Annotated in this window: 13 protein-coding genes and 1 riboswitch; all 13 genes read right to left on the minus strand. The window is 44.3% G+C overall.

Annotation, left to right across the window (positions count from 1 at the left end):
• Nucleotides 1-5: 5 nt before the first annotated feature.
• Nucleotides 6-842: a 2-succinyl-6-hydroxy-2,4-cyclohexadiene-1-carboxylate synthase gene (gene menH, locus AC0MXB_RS10020; RefSeq protein ID WP_474039528.1), complete on the minus strand. Its 837-nt coding sequence runs from the start codon at nucleotides 840-842 to the stop codon at nucleotides 6-8.
• A 3-nt stretch (nucleotides 843-845) separates the two neighbouring features.
• The gene (menD, locus tag AC0MXB_RS10025) at nucleotides 846-2,681 is read right to left on the minus strand and encodes a 2-succinyl-5-enolpyruvyl-6-hydroxy-3-cyclohexene-1-carboxylic-acid synthase (RefSeq protein ID WP_474039529.1); all 1,836 of its coding nucleotides are present in this window, start codon (nucleotides 2,679-2,681) and stop codon (nucleotides 846-848) included.
• Nucleotides 2,682-4,088: an isochorismate synthase gene (locus AC0MXB_RS10030; protein WP_474039530.1), complete on the minus strand. Its 1,407-nt coding sequence runs from the start codon at nucleotides 4,086-4,088 to the stop codon at nucleotides 2,682-2,684.
• Between the two features lie 132 nt (nucleotides 4,089-4,220).
• Nucleotides 4,221-5,909 carry a methyl-accepting chemotaxis protein gene (locus AC0MXB_RS10035; protein ID WP_474039531.1) on the minus strand — a complete coding sequence of 563 codons (1,689 nt, stop codon included), beginning with the start codon at nucleotides 5,907-5,909 and terminating at the stop codon, nucleotides 4,221-4,223.
• A 197-nt stretch (nucleotides 5,910-6,106) separates the two neighbouring features.
• Nucleotides 6,107-6,196: riboswitch (cyclic di-GMP riboswitch) on the minus strand.
• 103 nt (nucleotides 6,197-6,299) lie between these two features.
• The gene (locus tag AC0MXB_RS10040) at nucleotides 6,300-6,956 is read right to left on the minus strand and encodes a hypothetical protein (RefSeq protein ID WP_474039532.1); all 657 of its coding nucleotides are present in this window, start codon (nucleotides 6,954-6,956) and stop codon (nucleotides 6,300-6,302) included.
• 99 nt (nucleotides 6,957-7,055) lie between these two features.
• Complete coding sequence (locus AC0MXB_RS10045; protein ID WP_474039533.1) at nucleotides 7,056-9,089, minus strand: methyl-accepting chemotaxis protein; 2,034 nt, start codon at nucleotides 9,087-9,089, stop codon at nucleotides 7,056-7,058.
• A 187-nt stretch (nucleotides 9,090-9,276) separates the two neighbouring features.
• Nucleotides 9,277-9,936, minus strand: a complete 660-nt coding sequence (locus AC0MXB_RS10050; protein ID WP_474039534.1) for a potassium channel family protein — start codon at nucleotides 9,934-9,936, stop codon at nucleotides 9,277-9,279.
• Between the two features lie 11 nt (nucleotides 9,937-9,947).
• Nucleotides 9,948-11,309 (minus strand): TrkH family potassium uptake protein, encoded by a 1,362-nt coding sequence (locus AC0MXB_RS10055; RefSeq protein WP_474039535.1) that lies wholly within the window; start codon nucleotides 11,307-11,309, stop codon nucleotides 9,948-9,950.
• 205 nt (nucleotides 11,310-11,514) lie between these two features.
• Complete coding sequence (locus tag AC0MXB_RS10060; RefSeq protein ID WP_474039536.1) at nucleotides 11,515-11,778, minus strand: hypothetical protein; 264 nt, start codon at nucleotides 11,776-11,778, stop codon at nucleotides 11,515-11,517.
• Nucleotides 11,779-11,952: 174 nt separating this feature from the next.
• On the minus strand, nucleotides 11,953-13,314 hold the full coding sequence (locus AC0MXB_RS10065) for a sigma-54-dependent transcriptional regulator (protein ID WP_474039537.1): 1,362 nt from the start codon (nucleotides 13,312-13,314) through the stop codon (nucleotides 11,953-11,955).
• Nucleotides 13,307-14,794, minus strand: coding sequence for an ATP-binding protein (locus AC0MXB_RS10070; RefSeq protein WP_474039538.1), 1,488 nt, complete (start codon nucleotides 14,792-14,794; stop codon nucleotides 13,307-13,309). Before AC0MXB_RS10070 ends, AC0MXB_RS10065 begins: the two co-directional genes overlap by 8 nt.
• Nucleotides 14,795-14,962: 168 nt before the next feature.
• Nucleotides 14,963-16,285: a TIGR00366 family protein gene (locus tag AC0MXB_RS10075; RefSeq protein WP_474039539.1), complete on the minus strand. Its 1,323-nt coding sequence runs from the start codon at nucleotides 16,283-16,285 to the stop codon at nucleotides 14,963-14,965.
• A gap of 268 nt (nucleotides 16,286-16,553) precedes the next feature.
• Entirely contained in the window at nucleotides 16,554-17,858 is a 1,305-nt protein-coding gene (locus AC0MXB_RS10080) for a hemolysin family protein (RefSeq protein ID WP_474039540.1), read from the minus strand.
• Nucleotides 17,859-17,905: the final 47 nt, after the last annotated feature.

A 17,905-nucleotide genomic window follows, 5' to 3' on the forward strand; every position in this document is an offset into this window, starting at 1 on the left:
CCTCCTTATGAAATTGCAGTTTTGTTAAATTGATGTTTCGTTAAAAAGTCTGTTACGATCTCACCAAAAATATCTGGCTGCTCCAAGTGAATCGTATGACCTGCTTGCGCCACAAGGCTCAGTGAGCTTTGCGGCAATTCTTGCGCCATCGCTTTCGCCAAACAAGTAAACTTTTGATCAAGCTCGCCAGCCACTAGTAAGGTAGGAATTCGCAAAGCTTTTAGGGTAGGCCACAACGAGGGCTGTGTGCCTGTTCCCATGCCGCGCAAACTATTAGCCAACCCCTGCGGCGCATTCTTCAGCCGCCGCTCTCTGAGCGCTTGTTGCGTTACGAGCGGCAATTTCGCCTGACTAGCAAAGAGTGGAAGATTCGTCCAACGCGTCACAAAGGCTTCTATGCCTTCTCGCTCCAGCCAGTCAGCCAAGGCCTTATCGCTATTTTGCCGTTCCTCCCGTTCTTTCTGAAGTTTTAATCCCGGCGAAGCACTCTCTAAAATCAGCGAATAAAGCAGTTCAGGGTGTTCCACGGCAAAGCGCAATGCCAAACGTCCGCCCATCGAATAGCCGAGGAGATGAAACTTGCGAACACCGAGCTGACTCAGCAGAGCTTTTAGATCCAAAAGAGCCTCTTCCTGTGAGTAGCGCCACCAATCATCAGGTACAGCAGAGGCGCCATGGCCAATTAAGTCAGGTGCAATCACGTGATAGTGAGCTGACAGTTTCTGCATAAGCAACTGCCAGTCAAAACTTGTCCCTGTAAAGCCGTGCAGCAAAACCACTGCTTCTCCCGTCCCGGCCTCAGCAACAGCAAAAGGTACATTGCGAACAGAAACTTGGCGCATCCGCTACACCTCTTCTAAAACAAGCCGCGCTGCAGCTGCTGTTTTTTGCCACAGTTGCTTGTGCCAAACTACATTGTCACTTCGATCACTTTCGACTTCAATCACCTTAAGTCCTGGCAAAGGCAAAACTCTTGCCAAACAATCTTGCAAAGATTTTTCCTCTTTTAAACGAATAAACGACCCGCCATACATCGCTACAACTGCAGAAAAATCAAGTCCAAGGGGCGTGCCGAATAATTCTTCAAAATGCTCTGGCAAATTAGCCTGAGGCAAAAAAGAAAAGATTCCGCCGCCATCATTATTAATAAGAATAACCGTTAAGGAAATTTCATGAAGCTTGGCCGCTAACAGACCGTTTAAGTCATGAAAAAAGGATAAGTCGCCCACAACAAGCACGCAAGGCTGAGAAAAAACAGCCGCTCCTAGTGCCGTCGAAGTAAGACCATCAATTCCATTAACGCCGCGATTGCCGATCACACAGAGCTTAGGCTCTTGAGTTAGAAAAAATGTATCTAAATCGCGAATCGGCATGCTATTTCCAACTACAATCGTCGCGGCATCAGGCAGAGCGCTCAGCAGCGCACGATAGGAAGATCCGACTGGATCGCCTTTTGTCATGATTGCTTCTGCCATCGCGCCTGGCTCTGTGGCCTCTGTTATAACCGCTCGTACAGCCTTGTTCATCGAAAGCCATTTTTTTTGCCACAAAGTAGCACTCCTAGTCCTAGCTGCACTAGCTCTATCTAGCGAAGCCTGCAATGTAACTTGCTTTGACTGCAACTCTACCTGATGACTAAGAAGACTGCGGCAAAACTCACTCGAATCACTATAAAATATTTCTGTTGCCGTAAGCGCCGGATCACGCCAAGTCTCTGTTGCATCAACAAGAATTTGGCGGACGCTGCTATGTTTTTTCAAAAACTGAAATAAACTTTTTGATACAGGCAACGCACCAAAACGGAGAATGACCTCTGGACGCAGCGTCTCAGCCACTGCTATGTCACGCAAAAAGGCGTCATAGGTCTCAATAAGCATCATTTTATTGTGCGAACCACTGCGAAGCTGCGACAACGGATCTACTAGCAGCGGATAGCCGAGCGTTTCCGCCAATGTTGTAACCGCCTTAGCAAAGGTCGCATCCTCTGTCTCGCTTGGTCCGCAAACAATAATCCCTTGCGGCTGCTTCATAAGTTCTTCCATAAGCTTCGCCGCCTCAGCCGCAGCAATGCATTGCTTACCGCTCTTTACCCCGATATTGCGGTTATTTTCATTCCATAGCGACTCAGCTAAGGCCAGATCAGGCAACAGCGGTTCTCTTAAGGGAAAATTTAAATGAACCGGGCCAGCAGGACTACTTACAGCCGTAGCAACAGCTCGCGCAGCGGCAACAATCCCATAGGCAGTAAGCTCTTGAAGCGGCGCTGGTTCCGCCAGTTCACAGAACCATTTTACAAAAGAGCTAAAAATATGATTTTGTTCCATCGTTTGCGGCGCTCCTACATCGCGCAATTCATGAGGTCTGTCAGCTGTAAGAATAATCAGCGGCGTCCGTGAATGTTTCGCTTCAGCTACAGCCGGTAAATAGTTGGCTACGGCTGTACCAGAAGAGCATAAGAGAGCAACTGGTTCTTGGCTCGCCTTAGCCATTCCTAAAGCCAGAAAAGCAGCAGAACGCTCGTCGACGTGCAACCACACTTTGATCTGTTTATGATGCGCTAAAAGCAGCGCCAAAGGAGTAGAGCGCGATCCCGGACTGACTACAACATGTTTTACGCCAGCAGTTGCTAAAGCTCCCACAATGGGCCCAAGATAAGTCGCTAATACTTGTTCCTGCTTCATTTACTCGCCCCCCAAAGCAACTATCATTGGTCGAAGTTTCACTTCTGTCTCTTCATATTCGCTGGCTGGATCAGAATCAGCCACAATGCCCCCACCAGCAAATAATGAAGCGGTTCGACCTTGCAACAAAGCGCAGCGTAGTGCTACAGCAAACTCCCCATCGCCGTCAAAATTTATCCAGCCGATCGGACCACCGTACCAACCACGATCAAAAGTTTCACTTTCGCGAATCGCAGTTACAGCTGCTGCAACAGGCAAACCACCTAAAGCAGGCGTCGGATGAAGATCTGCCAAGAGCGATAATAGGGACGACTTCGATCTAGCTTTACCACGAACAGGCGTATAGAGATGCTGAATTTGAGCTAATTTCATCAAAACAGGCTCATTCGGAATATCTAGAGCTTCACAATGCTTATCAAGAATTTGCCGAATCCGTTTCACAACCAAAAAGTGCTCTTGCCGATTCTTCGCATCGTGCAGAAGCTCACTGCCTAAAACTTCATCGCTAGCGTCATCGTTACCTCTTGGCGCTGATCCCGCTAAGCAGGTTGAGTAATAAATGCCTTGCCGACGTTTCGTGAGACGCTCTGGCGTAGCCCCCAGAAAAACATCGCCCCCACAATCAAAGGCAAAAACATAACTGTTGTTTTGTTTCAGCTCTAATTGCCGTAACACCGCGGCAATGGAAAAATCTTTATCGCCCTGCAAGATCAGCTCTCGGGCAAACACCACTTTTTCTAAAGTACCCTGTCGGACTTGGTCGCGTAAAAAGGTCACTTTTTTGATATAGTCTTCATAATCTCCCGGAAAAGCATCCCACTGTTCAGCCGTTATTTCGCTAGATTCTTGATTCATCGCTTTTCTTAACCGATCGAACACGGTCAAATTCTGCTGAACTAACAGATCGACCTGATCTTCGGGAGAAACAAGCAGAGTCGTTGTTAGATACCGCCTGCCGCCTTTTTCCTGCAGCAGCCAACTCGGGACTTGAAACCGAGCAGCGGGAAACTTGCCCCACTTCAACTCTCTGGACCGTAACGGGTCAAAGCGACTGCCGCCAATCCATAAAGGACTGAGATCTAATTCTTGCATTTTTGGCGATAGCAGTAGATCCCCACGAAGGGACTGCCACCTTGCTTCTGCTGCTGTCAGGGGATTTTTTTCCTCCGCCTTCACTTCTATCGTATAAGCCGCATCCACACCAGCAAACATTTCTTCCCGACTGGCGCTCATCCAGTAAAATCCCTGGGAACGTATTGCCGCGGTTTTTGCAAAAAAGTCCAAAAGGTTCCAAGGCGATTCTTCGCTATGGCTCACTAAAACAGGTCTCCCTGTCGCTTTGCTGCGTAATAAGCCTGCTTGTACTAACTCGCTGAAACAATCTTCCCACTGAGAACATCCACTCATATTCTGTCCACCTTTAAAGGTCAAATCCATTTCTGTATTTATTGTACACTTGCCCCTCAAAATATTCAATGGATGCAAAAAGAGACCTGTCAAATCGACAAGTCTCTCTTATAATCTTTCTAAACTATTATATTAAAGATGAAATTTAGCAACAACATCTTGCAATTCCATAGCCATTTGCGCCAAAGTTTGGCTGGCTGAAGCAATCTCTTCCATCGAAGCCGACTGTTCTTGCGTCGCTGCTGAAATTGACTGAGTATCACAAGCCGTCGACGATGCAACGCCTCTGATGGCTTCTACAGAATTGACAACGTCATCACTGGCAGTCATCAGATTTTGCGCAGCCGAATTAATCGAACCAATTTGTCCCGTCAAGTCAAGAACCATGCGTTCAATAAACTGAAAACGCTCACCTGTTGTAGCAATAACTTGAGCCCCTCTAGATACTTCATCAGTTTCCCGATCCATAACGGTAACGGCTTCAGCTGTTTCGGATTGAATATCATGAATAATTCCCGTAATTTTCTCTGCTGCTTCATGGGACTGTTCAGCCAGCTTACGAACTTCTTCCGCTACAACGGCAAAGCCGCGTCCTTGCTCACCAGCCCGCGCCGCCTCAATAGCCGCATTGAGCGCCAGTAAATTCGTCTGACTGGCAATCCCGCTGATCATCGTAACAAATTCACCAATCTGCTGAGAACGTTCACCAAGACGGCGTACTACTTTTGCTGATGATACCACAGAATCTTGAATCAAATTCATTTGTTGCGTAGCTTGTGTTACGGCTTCGCCGCCCACGCTAGCAGCTTGTGCTGTTTCTTCGGATTTTTTGGTCACTTCCTGGGCATGTGATGTAATCTGATGAATCTCCTGCGACATAGCTTCCACTACACTGGCTGCTTTATCAATTTCTGTCGATTGATTGGTAGCGCCACCAGCCACACAGGTAACAGTTTCGGCCACTTGTGTCGCGGCCTGAGCTGACTGATTCGAGCTCGCTGTCAGCTCTTCACTAGCAGCAGCCACTTGTTGCGCTGACTTAGCTACACTTCCAACTAACTTCCGCAGATTTTCGCGCATATGCGAAAAAGAGCGGATCATATCAGCGATTTCATCATTGGCTTGATAAGAAATATTATGTACGCCCAAATCCCCATCGGCAATGCGCTGCGCCGCCTGCGACACATCATTGAGCGGCCGAGAGATTCGTCTAGCCAAATACCAGGCTAGTAAGGCGCCGATCACAAGAATAATTCCGTCAAGAATAAATAAGAGAGACTGAATCTTTGTTACATCGGCTTGAGTTTCCTGTCTTCTCAGCTCCATACGATCTTCTAAAAACTTAACAGTGTCTTCCATATTCTTATCGGCGGCAATAATCTTGGCGCCAGAAGCCGCAACCGCTTTCACCGCTTCCGCCTGGCCTTGGGTCTTTCGAAGGGTAAGTCCTTGCTCGGCAATTTTATCGTAATCAGCTAAAGAGGCTTTCAATTCGGCCACTTTCTGTTTGCCTTCAGGCGTAATCAACTTTCCCTCTAAGTCCGACAAAACAGTTGCTGTTTTCTTCTTTGATGCTTCATAACGATCAACATACTGTGGATCCGCTGACAAAATAAAGCCTCTGACTTCAGCCGACTGAGTACTCAGTTCGCGACTTAATTCTTTAATATCAACGACTAAAGGAACACTGCGTTTTAATAAGCCTTCATAATCTTCCTGCACCTTTTGAATTTGGAAATAGGTATAAATATTTAGACCCGTAAAAGCCAACACAATAAGAACACATACCAAGATAATTTGTTTACCAATTGTTACACGCATAATCGTCCCGCCTTTGTGCTTGATAAGTCCCGCTAGACCCTCAAATCAAAACTAACAACTAACCTCCCTTCCTGCGGCGTGCAGCTTTTTCGCTGCTATCTTTACCGTTCATCAACTACCTCATTTGTTAAGTATTGCAAACATAGCAAAAAATTCGACGCAGTGCTTTTCGGCGCCCCGGCGAATTCCCGCAAAAATCAAGCAACCTGGCTGTCTTAGAATATATACTTTCCTTAGACCCAATAGCTTTGCGTCCTTGTCTTTCGACAAGTTTGCTATATATTTCTATTTTACAATAATTAACGCCATAAGGCATTATAAAAACAAACAAAACTGTCGAATTCTATTCTGTACTGAAAGAAAAAAAATGTCAAGATAATTCTAAAAAATTCATTTCCTCTCATATTGTTTATCGCGAATATTAATCCCATACTCTTTGACTTTACGATAGAAGGTTGCAATGCTAATGCCTAGGGCTTGACATATAGCAAGTTTTCCCGCTGTAGAAACGCCAAAACGCGCCAAAGCTGCTAACAGCGCTTGATGTTCTAGTTCAGCAAAAGACACGATCGGTTTTGCCTTTTCTCTATCCGGTTCCCGATTAGACCCAAATTGTAAAGCAATCAGCTTCTGACTAAATATCTCGGCAAGCCACTGGCCAAAGCGTATTAATTTAACTTCTTGCCCTAAAAGTAGACTCCGCTGCTCCTGGTTGACAGCAAGTAAAATAAGCGTACCATAAACTCGGTTTTCTACTTGAATGGGAATACAAATTTCAGCAGCATCGGGACAACGTCCCCGCCGCGCACACGAACGGCACAAATCATGCAGTCTAGGATTGACTACTAAGAGAGGCTCTCGCAGCTTCATGCAGTAAGCTGATAAAGTCCCCTCCCCTACATACATTCCTCTTTCCTCACGATAAATTCCTGTTCCAACAATCACTTTCAAGTTGCAATCTACGACAACAGCTTCAAGGCTAAGAATATCTGCGACCATAATGACTGTATCCTGCAAAAACGATTCAATATCTGTTAGCGTTCCCATGTTTAGACGCCTCCTTTACTCAGTCTGTTTAAAAAAGAACAAAAAGCTCCCGGATTTCTCCGAGAGCTTCTTTGCTCTAATCATTTATTAAAATTTGCTTTACAATTTAAACCGTTGAATTTCCTGTTCTAAGGCTTTCGCCAAATCAGACAGACTCCGGCTAGCCGCCGCTACTTCTTCCATCGAAGCAGATTGCTCTTCTGTAGCAGCTGAAATCGTCTGAGTTTCCCCGGAATTTTCCTTACTGATGTCTTCAATTCGTTTAGAAGCCGTTACGAGTAAATCATTTTTTGTTGCCGTTTCTTCTAAAGCATGTGCTGTCTTTTGAATTTCCTGTGAGAGATATACAACGGCCTCAACAATTTTTCTAAAGGTCAAATCAGCACCGTTGACTGATTCAATCCCACCTTGAATACTTTCTACACTGACCTCAGTTTTGAGGATAGCTTGCTTCATATTCATATCATTTTGGCGGATCAGTTCGCTGATTTTACCAGCCGCCTGATTAGATTCTTCCGCTAATTTGCGTACTTCCTCGGCGACGACGGCAAAACCGCGTCCTTGCTCCCCAGCGCGAGCCGCTTCAATCGCCGCATTTAAAGCGAGTAGATTCGTTTGTCCAGAGATCGCTGAAATCAAATTGACAATTTCATTGATTTCATTAGATCCTTTTGCCAACTCACCAATCGCTGTCTGCACCGCCTCAGAACCAAGTCGAATATCTTCCATTTTTGCCACAGCCTCATTCAGGCTTTCTCGTCCTTGCTCAGCTTGCACCGATGTTTCATGGGCCATTTGGGCAAAGGAGCGAGTAGAAGTAACAATATTTCCGGTACTCTCGGCAATAGAGCGAGTTGTTTCAGCCATAGTCGCAGCCGCATCAGCCTGTTTATCCGTACCTGCTGCAATGGTAGTCACAGCTTCTGCTACCTGGTTTGCCGCCGAAGCAGATTGATGGGCGCTTTCCGTCAGTTGCTCACTAGCACCAGCTACCTTTTCAGATTGCCCCTTCACATGCTGCATAAGTTGACGTAATTTTGTCCGCATTTCACAGAAACCTTGAGCCAAACGGCCGATTTCATCTTGCGATTGCACTACGGCAGACCGTTCTCTAAGATCCCCTTCCGCTAATTGCAACGCCTCTTGCAATATAAACTGCAATGGTTTAGTAAAGCGTTTTACTATAAACAAAATTGCAATCACTGCGATAAGTAAAAATACACAAGATAAAATCACGGTTGACCAAAGTAGCGAACGAGCTTCTCGCGTTACTTCCGCTTCTGGCGCCGTTACAATCATAATCCATTTATTGCCGCCGTCTAAAGTAATTGGCGTAAACACAGCTACACTGGAATCGCCAAACACACTAAGGTAAGATCCCTCTACGGTTTTTCCTGAGTCAACCGCTGTTTTAAATAACTGCGTCAGACGATCATCAATTTCTTTTACAGGAAAATTGAGTTCCTGGGGAATCTTCTTCTCTAGTAAGTTCAACTTGTTAATCGTTTCCGGTACCTTATAATGGCCAATGACCACGCCAGAACTATCTGCTAAATAGCCATAGCCAGTATCTTTAAACTGTAGGTCTTTTAATAGCAGTGACAATTTTTCTAATGAAATTGTACCGCCAATCATACCAATCATCTGTCCATTATGTTTCACTGGTGTTATCAGCGCAAGCGCCAATTTTCCTGTGGATCTGGAAATGAGGGGTTTGGAACTATAAGGCATTTGTGTAGCCTTAACCTTTGTAAAATATTCGCGATCACTATAATTATAATCCTTACCATCAAAAGCTACCGCGCTTCCGTCAAGATTAATAAAAAAGATGCTATCAAAATTGGAACCAAGTCGCGCTTTCGCCGCAGCCAAAATGGCTACCTTTTGTTCACGCGTACCAGCTTGCATTTCCGGATCTGATGCTAAATCGTCAAGACGGACCATTCGTTCATGCATATCACCTGAAATCTGCGTAGAAAACTTTTCGCCAATTGCGACTGCCGTATCTTTGACATTCTTTGTTAAGTGCTGATTTGCCAAATAATAGCTTGCGCCAGCTAAAATTGCAAAGGATATCATAAATAAAGGTACTAAAGTAAGAAGAAATTTAGCGCGAACACTTCTTATCTGCACAAGCAGGACCTACTTTCTTTGGGAATTTACGATCAATAGATATAATTATACAAATTGGATCAAGAAACCTGCCAATTTTCCAAAATTCTTGTAAATTCTTATAAAATTTTAATAAAAAGGAAACGATTGTAAGCGATAATCATTTTAAAATAAATCATAAGTAAAGCTTACGCTCGTTTCAAAAGTATCAAAAATACTCTGATTCAAAGCGTTGAATACCACTACTATCGCCAACAAGAATCAGTCCATCTCCCTGTAAAAAAGCCTCGTTGGGATCCGGTGACAATAGCATCTCAGCGCCGCGACGAATCGCAATAATCGTAATTTTATAACGTGAACGCAGATCCGCTTCTATTAAGTTACTGTTGATTAGATTTTCCGGTACAGCGACTTCAATAATTCCTAAATCAGGCGCAACCTCGAAATAATCGATTACATTCGTTGACACAAGGTTATGAGCAATACGCTGCCCCATATCCCGTTCAGGAAAAACCACACGATCGGCCCCGACTTTCTCTAGCATTTTTCCATGAATAGCGCTGTCGGCCTTCGCTACAATATAGGGCGCGCCTAATTCCTTTAGTAATAGCACCGTCATAACACTTGCCTCAATATTATGGCCAATGGCTACAATCACAATATCAAAGTTGCGAATACCAAGTGATTTTAATGCAGCCTCATCGGTCGTATCAGCAACTACGGCATGAGTAAATAGCTCTGATATTTTCTGAATCCGTTCTTCTTCGCTGTCAATAACAAGTACTTCGTAACCAGCTGCAGCTAAAGTTGTCGCAACGCCGATACCAAAACGACCGAGACCGATGACAGCATAATGTTTCTTCTTCATGATTTTCCTCCTTATCCGATCAACAAACGCCCTTCGGGATATTTTAGGGAACACTTTTTATGTCTTACAGCCAAAGCCATCAGTAACGTCAATGTACCAACACGACCTGCAAACATAGTTAAAATAAGCCAGCCTTTACCGACAGGCGTCAACAAAGGAGTAATTCCCATAGTCAGTCCAACTGTACCAAAGCCTGACACAACATCAAATAAAAGTTTAAAAATGGGGAATTCCTCGGTAAAACTCATCGCAATTGTCACTGTTAACACTAAAAGTAACGCTAGCATAACGGCCATAAAAGCCTTATATACCATATTTTTCGGCACAACCCGCTGAAAAAGCTGCGCTTCGCCGCGGCCTGTAATCTCACCAAATAAAGACGCAACAAGTACAGCAAAAGTAGTTGTTTTAATGCCGCCTCCCATAGAAGAAGGAGATGCGCCAATAAACATGAGCAAGATCATGATTAGCAAAGTGCCTTCCCGCATCGAACCAATATCAATTGTATTATAGCCTGCTGTTCGCGTCGATACAGATTGAAAAAAGCTCGCCTGTATCTTGCCTGATAAAGTTAAAGGCCCCAACGTTTCGCCATTAGAGAACTCAGATACAAAAATCAAAAAGGATCCTAGGAAAATTAGAATCAACGTCGTCAGAAGAACTACTTTTGTATGAAGTGTCAACCGCCGTTGTTGACGATAGCGCCAGAGATCGGCGATAACAGGAAAACCAATACCACCAATGATAATGAGCATAGCCACAGTCAGATTAATCGTCCAGTCATCAACATAGTTCGTTAAACTTGTAAAATTCCCCATCAAATCAAAGCCTGCATTACAAAACGATGAAACAGCATGCCAATAGCCAAAATAAATTCCTTGCAAGCCAAAATCCTGATAAAAACGAATTGCTAAAATCGTACCGCCGATACACTCGACCAATAGCGTCGTTTTTATAATATATACAGCTAAACGAACAACTCCAGCCAAATCAAGCTGATTTGTTGCTTCCTGAATTAACATTCGTTCACGCAGACGAATTCGCTTCCCACTGAGAATGGCAAACAGCGTGGCTACCGTCATAATCCCGAGACCACCGATTTGAATCAATAAAATAAGTACAATTTGTCCAAACAAAGAATAGGTGGTGCCTGTATCGACGACAGCAAGACCTGTAACACACACAGCTGAAGTTGCCGTAAACAGAGCATCAATAAACGGAACGCCCGCACCAGACTGCGACGCCATCGGCAGAGACAGTAATACTGCACCGAAAAAAATAAAGGCCGCAAAGCCGCCAACTAAGATTTGCGATGAACTGAGGCGAAAGCCGTAAGATCCCCCTCTGAGCGGCAGTAACTGTAATAGTTTCAACCTGATCATCTCTCCAATCGCTTGCAAATTCTAACTCATTAAAACGCCACTCTAATTTTACGATTTATTCTATACCTTAATTATCATACATGGATCCTCGCCAGTATGCAAATATCTTCTCACACAAATAAAAAAGCCCAGTCTCTCCCGAATGGATGACTGGACTTACCAAGAATTATCTGACAACAGGATCCCCATCTCCTTCTTATTTCATAACTGGTCCATGATGTTTAAAGAAACTGCTAGGCCAAGAAAGCCAATGTGACAAATCTTTTTTATAGCCCCAAAAAGCAATGACACAAGCAATCACCGTAAAAATGATTCTAAAAATAAGAAAAGTGTTATGTTCGGGACCACCAATAATTGGAAAGAAATATTCTCCGACAAAAACATAAAGCAAAAAAGCCGGTAGTGACGCTAAACAGTATAAGATAGTCAGTACGAACAAAAATCCAAGCGTGTTTTTCATTTTGCCGCCTCCCCTATGCTTATCTTTTAATTAAATACTATCACTTTTCCGACTATTTCGCCAATTTGTTTTTTTGGCGATTCAAGGAAAAAAAGCAGAAAAAAAGGCTATAGAGACAATTTTGTCCCGCAAGCCTTAAAAAGCTTTTATTTTTCTAGTCGCATAAAGCTTCATTTATAGCTGATATTCTTCTATCTTATAAAGTAATGTACGGCGACTGATTTGCAAAGCCTGAGCAGTACGAACACGATTCCCGCCATGCTCAACCAAGGCCCTGGCAATCACTTCTTTTTCTACCTGCTGCATTACTTCCTTTAAAGTTCCTTTTCCTAAAGCGCTTTTACTATAAGAAGTGATTCGTTCCTGTTCTTGTTCCGCTAGTGGCAGTGGGAAATCTTCTACATCAATCACGCCATTAGTCATAATTACAGCTCGTTCCATTAAATTAGCCAATTCACGCACATTGCCAGGCCAAGAATAGGCTAAGAGCGCGGCCATCGCCCCAGGCGTAACATAAGGCAATGATTTACCAGCCTCTTCGGTGAAACGTCGTACAAATGCGTCTACTAAAAGAGGAATATCCTCAGAACGATAACGTAGAGCTGGTACTTCTATGGGCACTACATTCAGTCGATAAAATAAATCCTCACGAAATGAGCCTTTTTTCACCATAGAAGTCAGATCACAGTTTGTAGCGGCAATTAGACGAATATCAACTTGAATCGTTTCCGTGCCGCCAACGCGCTCAAACTCTCGTTCCTGCAAAACCCTAAGCAATTTTACTTGAAGCGCCTGTGGTAATTCCCCCACTTCATCAAGAAACAACGTCCCTTGATGAGCCAGTTCAAAGCGACCCAATTTTCTAGCCACAGCTCCGGTAAAAGCACCTTTTTCATAGCCAAACATCTCACTTTCCATGAGACCGTCCGGCAAGGCGCCGCAATTGACTTTAATGAAAGGGCCTAACCGCCGTTTACTATTATAATGAATAGTTTTTGCAATCAACTCTTTCCCGCTGCCGCTTTCGCCAGAAATAAGTACAGTGGCATTCGTAGGAGCCACACGTCCTACGATTTTGTAAACTTGCTGCATAATTGAACTATTGCCGATTACGCCAGTCAAACAAGGTTCAGCCGGTCCTAACAGCGGTTGTTCCGCTGCTACTTGATGAACTGCTAAAGCTCGCATCAGTACAGACCGTACTTCCGTCAAGTTAGAAGGCTTTACTAAATAATCGAAAGCGCCCTGCCGCATGGCCTCAACAGCTGTATCGACGGTTCCAAAAGCCGTCATTAAAATCACCGAAGCCTGCGTTTCTTCTTGCTGCATCTGTCGAAAAGCGCTTAAACCATCTAAGATAGGCATTTTGATGTCCATAAGCACTACCTGCGGCTGAAACGCGCGATACTTTTCTAAAGCCTCTTGGCCATTTTCAGCTAGCTGAATTTCACAGTCTAACCGTTTTACAATTTCATAAAGCAGTTTACGTACGCTCTGTTCATCATCGACAATTAATACGCGACTCTTTTTATTCATTCCGCTCGTCTCCCGCTACAGGTAAAGTCAAAGTAAAGCTGCTCCCCTCACCATCGATTGATTCAACGTCAACTTGTCCGCCCCAGTTTTCGACAAGGCGCCTAGCTACAGAAAGCCCTAGTCCCGTACCATTCGGCTTTGTCGTAAAAAAAGGATCAAAGATTTTGGTAAAATCCTCTGAGGCAATCCCCCGTCCGGTATCTTTTATGCAAACAGCCACTTCGCTGCTGTTTTGGCCAAGACCTGCCGTAATTTCGATAGTCCCCTGCTGTCCAATTGCCTGTACCGCATTAAGGAGTAAATTTAAAAAGACTTGTTTTAGTCGTTCTGGTTCCACAAGCACAAGCGGTAGATCTGTTGGAATCTGATCAGAGATTACAATTTGCCGCTTGCTGGCTTTCGCCGCAATCAAACTCAGTGTGTCTTCCAAAGCCTCCCGAACTAGAACTGGTTCAACCGACGCTGCCGATGGACGGGAGAGACAAAGTAATTCTTCCACTAAACGATTTAGTCTATCTGTTTCTCTAACAATAATCGCAGCATATTCTTCTTGCTCGGTCTCGGTAATGCCTTCATGAATCAGTTGAGCAAAACCTTTAATCGCCATAAGAGGATTGCGAATTTCATGAGCCAGCCCCGCAGCGACTTCGCCGACAGCAGCCATTCTTTCCGCTGCCTGTACCTGAACTTCACGCTGTTTTTTCTCAGCCAACTCTCCGGCCATGCTATTTACAGCAGCAGCAATGACTCCCACTTCCCCCGGTAATGTCGGCAGAGGCTGTGATAGATCATGCGACAAATCACCGACGCCAGCCACCACCGTTTCAATATCTTTACTAAAACGGTGAACCAAAAAAAAGATCGCTGTTAGCGCCAATAATAAACTAATTAAAATTAATAAATAAATCTGCCGTTTCATATCAGCAATCTGATTCATAATATCCGCAGTTAACTCGTTGGCCCAAATATAGCCAATAATCTGTCCATCACGGCGAATGGGCTCCATAGCATTCATTATAGAACCACGAACTAAAAGACCTTCTTGGATACGCGGAACCCCTGTAGCCATAACGAGACGCCCCTCGTGACTTTCGCTGATGGGCATTCCCACGCGGTCTTCATATATGTTACTAGGCCCATAGGTCACGATGGCATCAAGCTCTTTCGAATAATACCCCACGCCGATCCCCGGATAAGCAGCCGCTACTTTGTCAGTTCTACTGCGCAGCGCCTCATTTAAGACAGTAAGCTGTGTTTGCTTATCAGCACCGAGAGCGCCTCTACTTCTTAATATATCCTCATACGTACCGGTAAATTGTTCATCAAGAATGCGAGCGGCTCCATACAGCTTATGCTGTTTTTCCGTAACTAGGGCCTTTTCCGCACTGACTGTAATTAGATAGCCGGCACACACGAGAGGAACCACTGCAACAATCGTCATCAACAGCAGCAATTTTCCCCTTAAGCTCTGCGGCAACATAAAGCGCCTCCTAAGTCCTCACCGAAACTCATAATATCTTTCTTTTTCGGCAAAAACGAATCTAAGTCCTGCCCTATTTGCTTGAATAAAGAAAGAGTCAGCTTAAGGAGATGCATATTTGCCTCCCTATGCTGACTCGGTTAAAACAAGCGGCGCTACCGCGAAAGCTTAGAAGAAGGCAAGGCCAATCAAAAAGATCGGTAGACTCCAAATCAAAGCTGTTACACAATATCCCATGATGTCCCGTACGCCAAGACCGGCAATTGCCAAGGCTGGCAAAGCCCAGAATGGCTGAGCCATATTCATCCAAGCTTCGCCGTAGGCAATAGCCATAGCGGCCTTGCCCATATCAGCCCCTAAAGCCTTCGCTGCTGGCATAATAAAGGGTCCCTGTACAACCCAGTGACCGCCACCGGACGGAACAGCGAAATTGATGACACCAGAACTAAAGAAAGCCAAAATCGGGAAAGTGTCTTTCGTGGAAATATGGATAAACCAGTTCGTAATAATCCCGCCAAGACCAGATTGTTCCATCATTACCTGGATCCCGGCATAGAGAGGAAACTGTACCATAATGCCTGCCGTTCCCCGTGCAGCATTTTGCACAGCCCGCATATATGACATTGGCGTCTTATGAAGAACAATACCAGCCGTAAAGAATATCAAATTTACAGTATCTACATTGATATTGAAGCCGTTTTTCATAAAATACATACCGAGGTAAACCACGCCAAAAGCACCAATTAACATGGCTAGTAGTGTGCTTTCTTCGGCTTTTTCCGCCCAAGTTGCATTCGGTCCTAGCTGCCGCGATGTAGGCGGATCTTCTGCTAATAGAGCAGGATCAACCGCTACAATTTCATGAGGTTTAGGTTGCATTAAACGGCACAGGAAAGGTACTGAAACGATCAAAGCAACGGTAATGAAAATATTATAAGGAGTAAAGAGCGTCTGCGTAATTGGCACTAGGCCGATTGTCGCTTCCATGGGATTTCCCTTCGTCGCGGCAACGAGTGGTACCGAACCGGACAAACCGCCATGCCAAGTTAAAAAGCCAATATAAGCACTGGCAATGAGTAGGCGATAGTCGGAGCCTGCGATACGTCGAGCTACTTCTTTCGCAAATAAAGCGCCAACAACAAGGCCAAAACCCCAGTTAATCGCACTACAAAACGCCGACATAAAGGCAACAAGCATAACGCCTTGTACCGGAGTTTTAGCAATAGAAGCTAAATTACTCATTCCTTTACGCAGCAAAGGTGAACTTGCTAAAGCATGGCCTGTAACAAGAACCATGGCCATCTGCATCGAGAAAGCTAGCAGATTCCAAAAACCCTTGCCCCAGAGTTGAACCATTTGGATCGGATTATGGGGCGTCATGGAAATTCCCAGAACAAAAACAATTAAAGTCAAGATAATGGCAAAGACGAGCGGATCAGGTAAAAATTTGTGCACAATCAGCGTTAAAAACCGTGAAATTCTCGTAATCATAAAATAGCTCCTTTACAATTAGACTTAAATGAAAAATTTCACAAACTCCTTCAATGCCTCCCTACGTGAATTTTTTAACTTGCCTATTAATTATGCAAAATTCTTGCCAAAAATTCGAATTATTGTAAAATTCATTAAATCACTGTAATTACAGGTTCTTTTCTCCTTATAGCTTGAGAGATTCTCCTAATAAGCCAAGTAGCCACTGTGCATTTTTTTGCACAGTGGCTACTTATTGCTCACTTTCTTACAGTGATGCGGCTTCTATTTACAATTCATTTACAGGTGAAATTTGTACGCGATAAATCCGTACAGGATCGCCTGCCTCAATGACAAATTCATAGCCTTGATAAATAAATCGGGCGCCGACAGCAATTCGATCTCTTAGCTGAGAATAAAGCCAACCGCCGATTGTGTCAACTTCTTCCGTTTCAAAAACAATTTGCAGCATTTCACTCGCCTCTGCTAACAGCAAACGTCCATCGACCGAATAACTTTGCTCCGGAAGCTCTTCAATTAAAGGCCGTTCTTCGTCAAACTCATCTTGAATTTCCCCGACAATTTCTTCGAGAATATCTTCAACAGTAACAAGCCCTGCAGTTCCGCCGTATTCGTCGACGACAAGAGCAATCTGCGCCTTATTGCGCTGCAATAGCTTTAATAGCTCACTGATGGCCATAGAGGAAGGAATCGCCGTAATCTCGCGAGCTAAGCCGCGAATATTACAGACTTGTCCATTCACAACCATCTCCAGCAAATCCTTAATATGAACAAACCCGATAATGTGATCTTTATCAGGATCACATAAGGGATACCGCGTCAGTTGTTCTGATAAAGCTTTTTTGATACTTTCCTCACAAGAGTCTTCCGCATACAAACAAATCATATCGGTCCGCGGAATCATAATTTCTTTGGCCGTTCGTTCGGAAAAAGCAAAAATATTGTCAACATATGTTAATTCCGTCTGATCAATATATCCTTGCCGATGACTTTCTGCCATTAAGATACGAATTTCTTCCTCCGTATGTGCCGCTTCTTGCTCACCGATTGCTTCTACACCTAGCATTTTCAAAAACAAATTTGCCAAAGTATTGAGTAGCCAAATAAAGGGATACATTACTTTGTAAAAACCGATCAAAGGGACAGCCAGCCATAAAGTAACGGCGTCAGAACGCTGAATCGCAATTGATTTTGGCGCCAATTCACCTAAAATAATATGCAATGCCGTAATCAACGCAAACGCTAAAAAGAAGGAAACACTGTGAACCATTTCCTCAGAAAATCCGAAAGAAAGCATTAGCGGCTTTACAATAGCGACAACTGCCGGTTCACCGGCCCAGCCGAGCGCTAGAGACGCTAACGTAATACCTAACTGACAGGCCGACAAATACGCATCCAGATTCGAAATAACAATCTTGCCAAATTTAGCACGGCGGCTGCCTGTTTGTACCAGTGTCTCAATGCGACTGCCGCGCACTTTCACCATAGCAAATTCAGCAGCAACAAACAATCCGTTAATTCCAACGAGAACAAGCACTAAAACAAGATAACTCATGGTAGACGCAGGGTCCAATAATTTCCTATCTTCCTAACTACGGAAGAATCGGGTCACCTCCTTGA

It is taken from the genome of Pelorhabdus sp. sgz311001, from assembly GCF_055901755.1.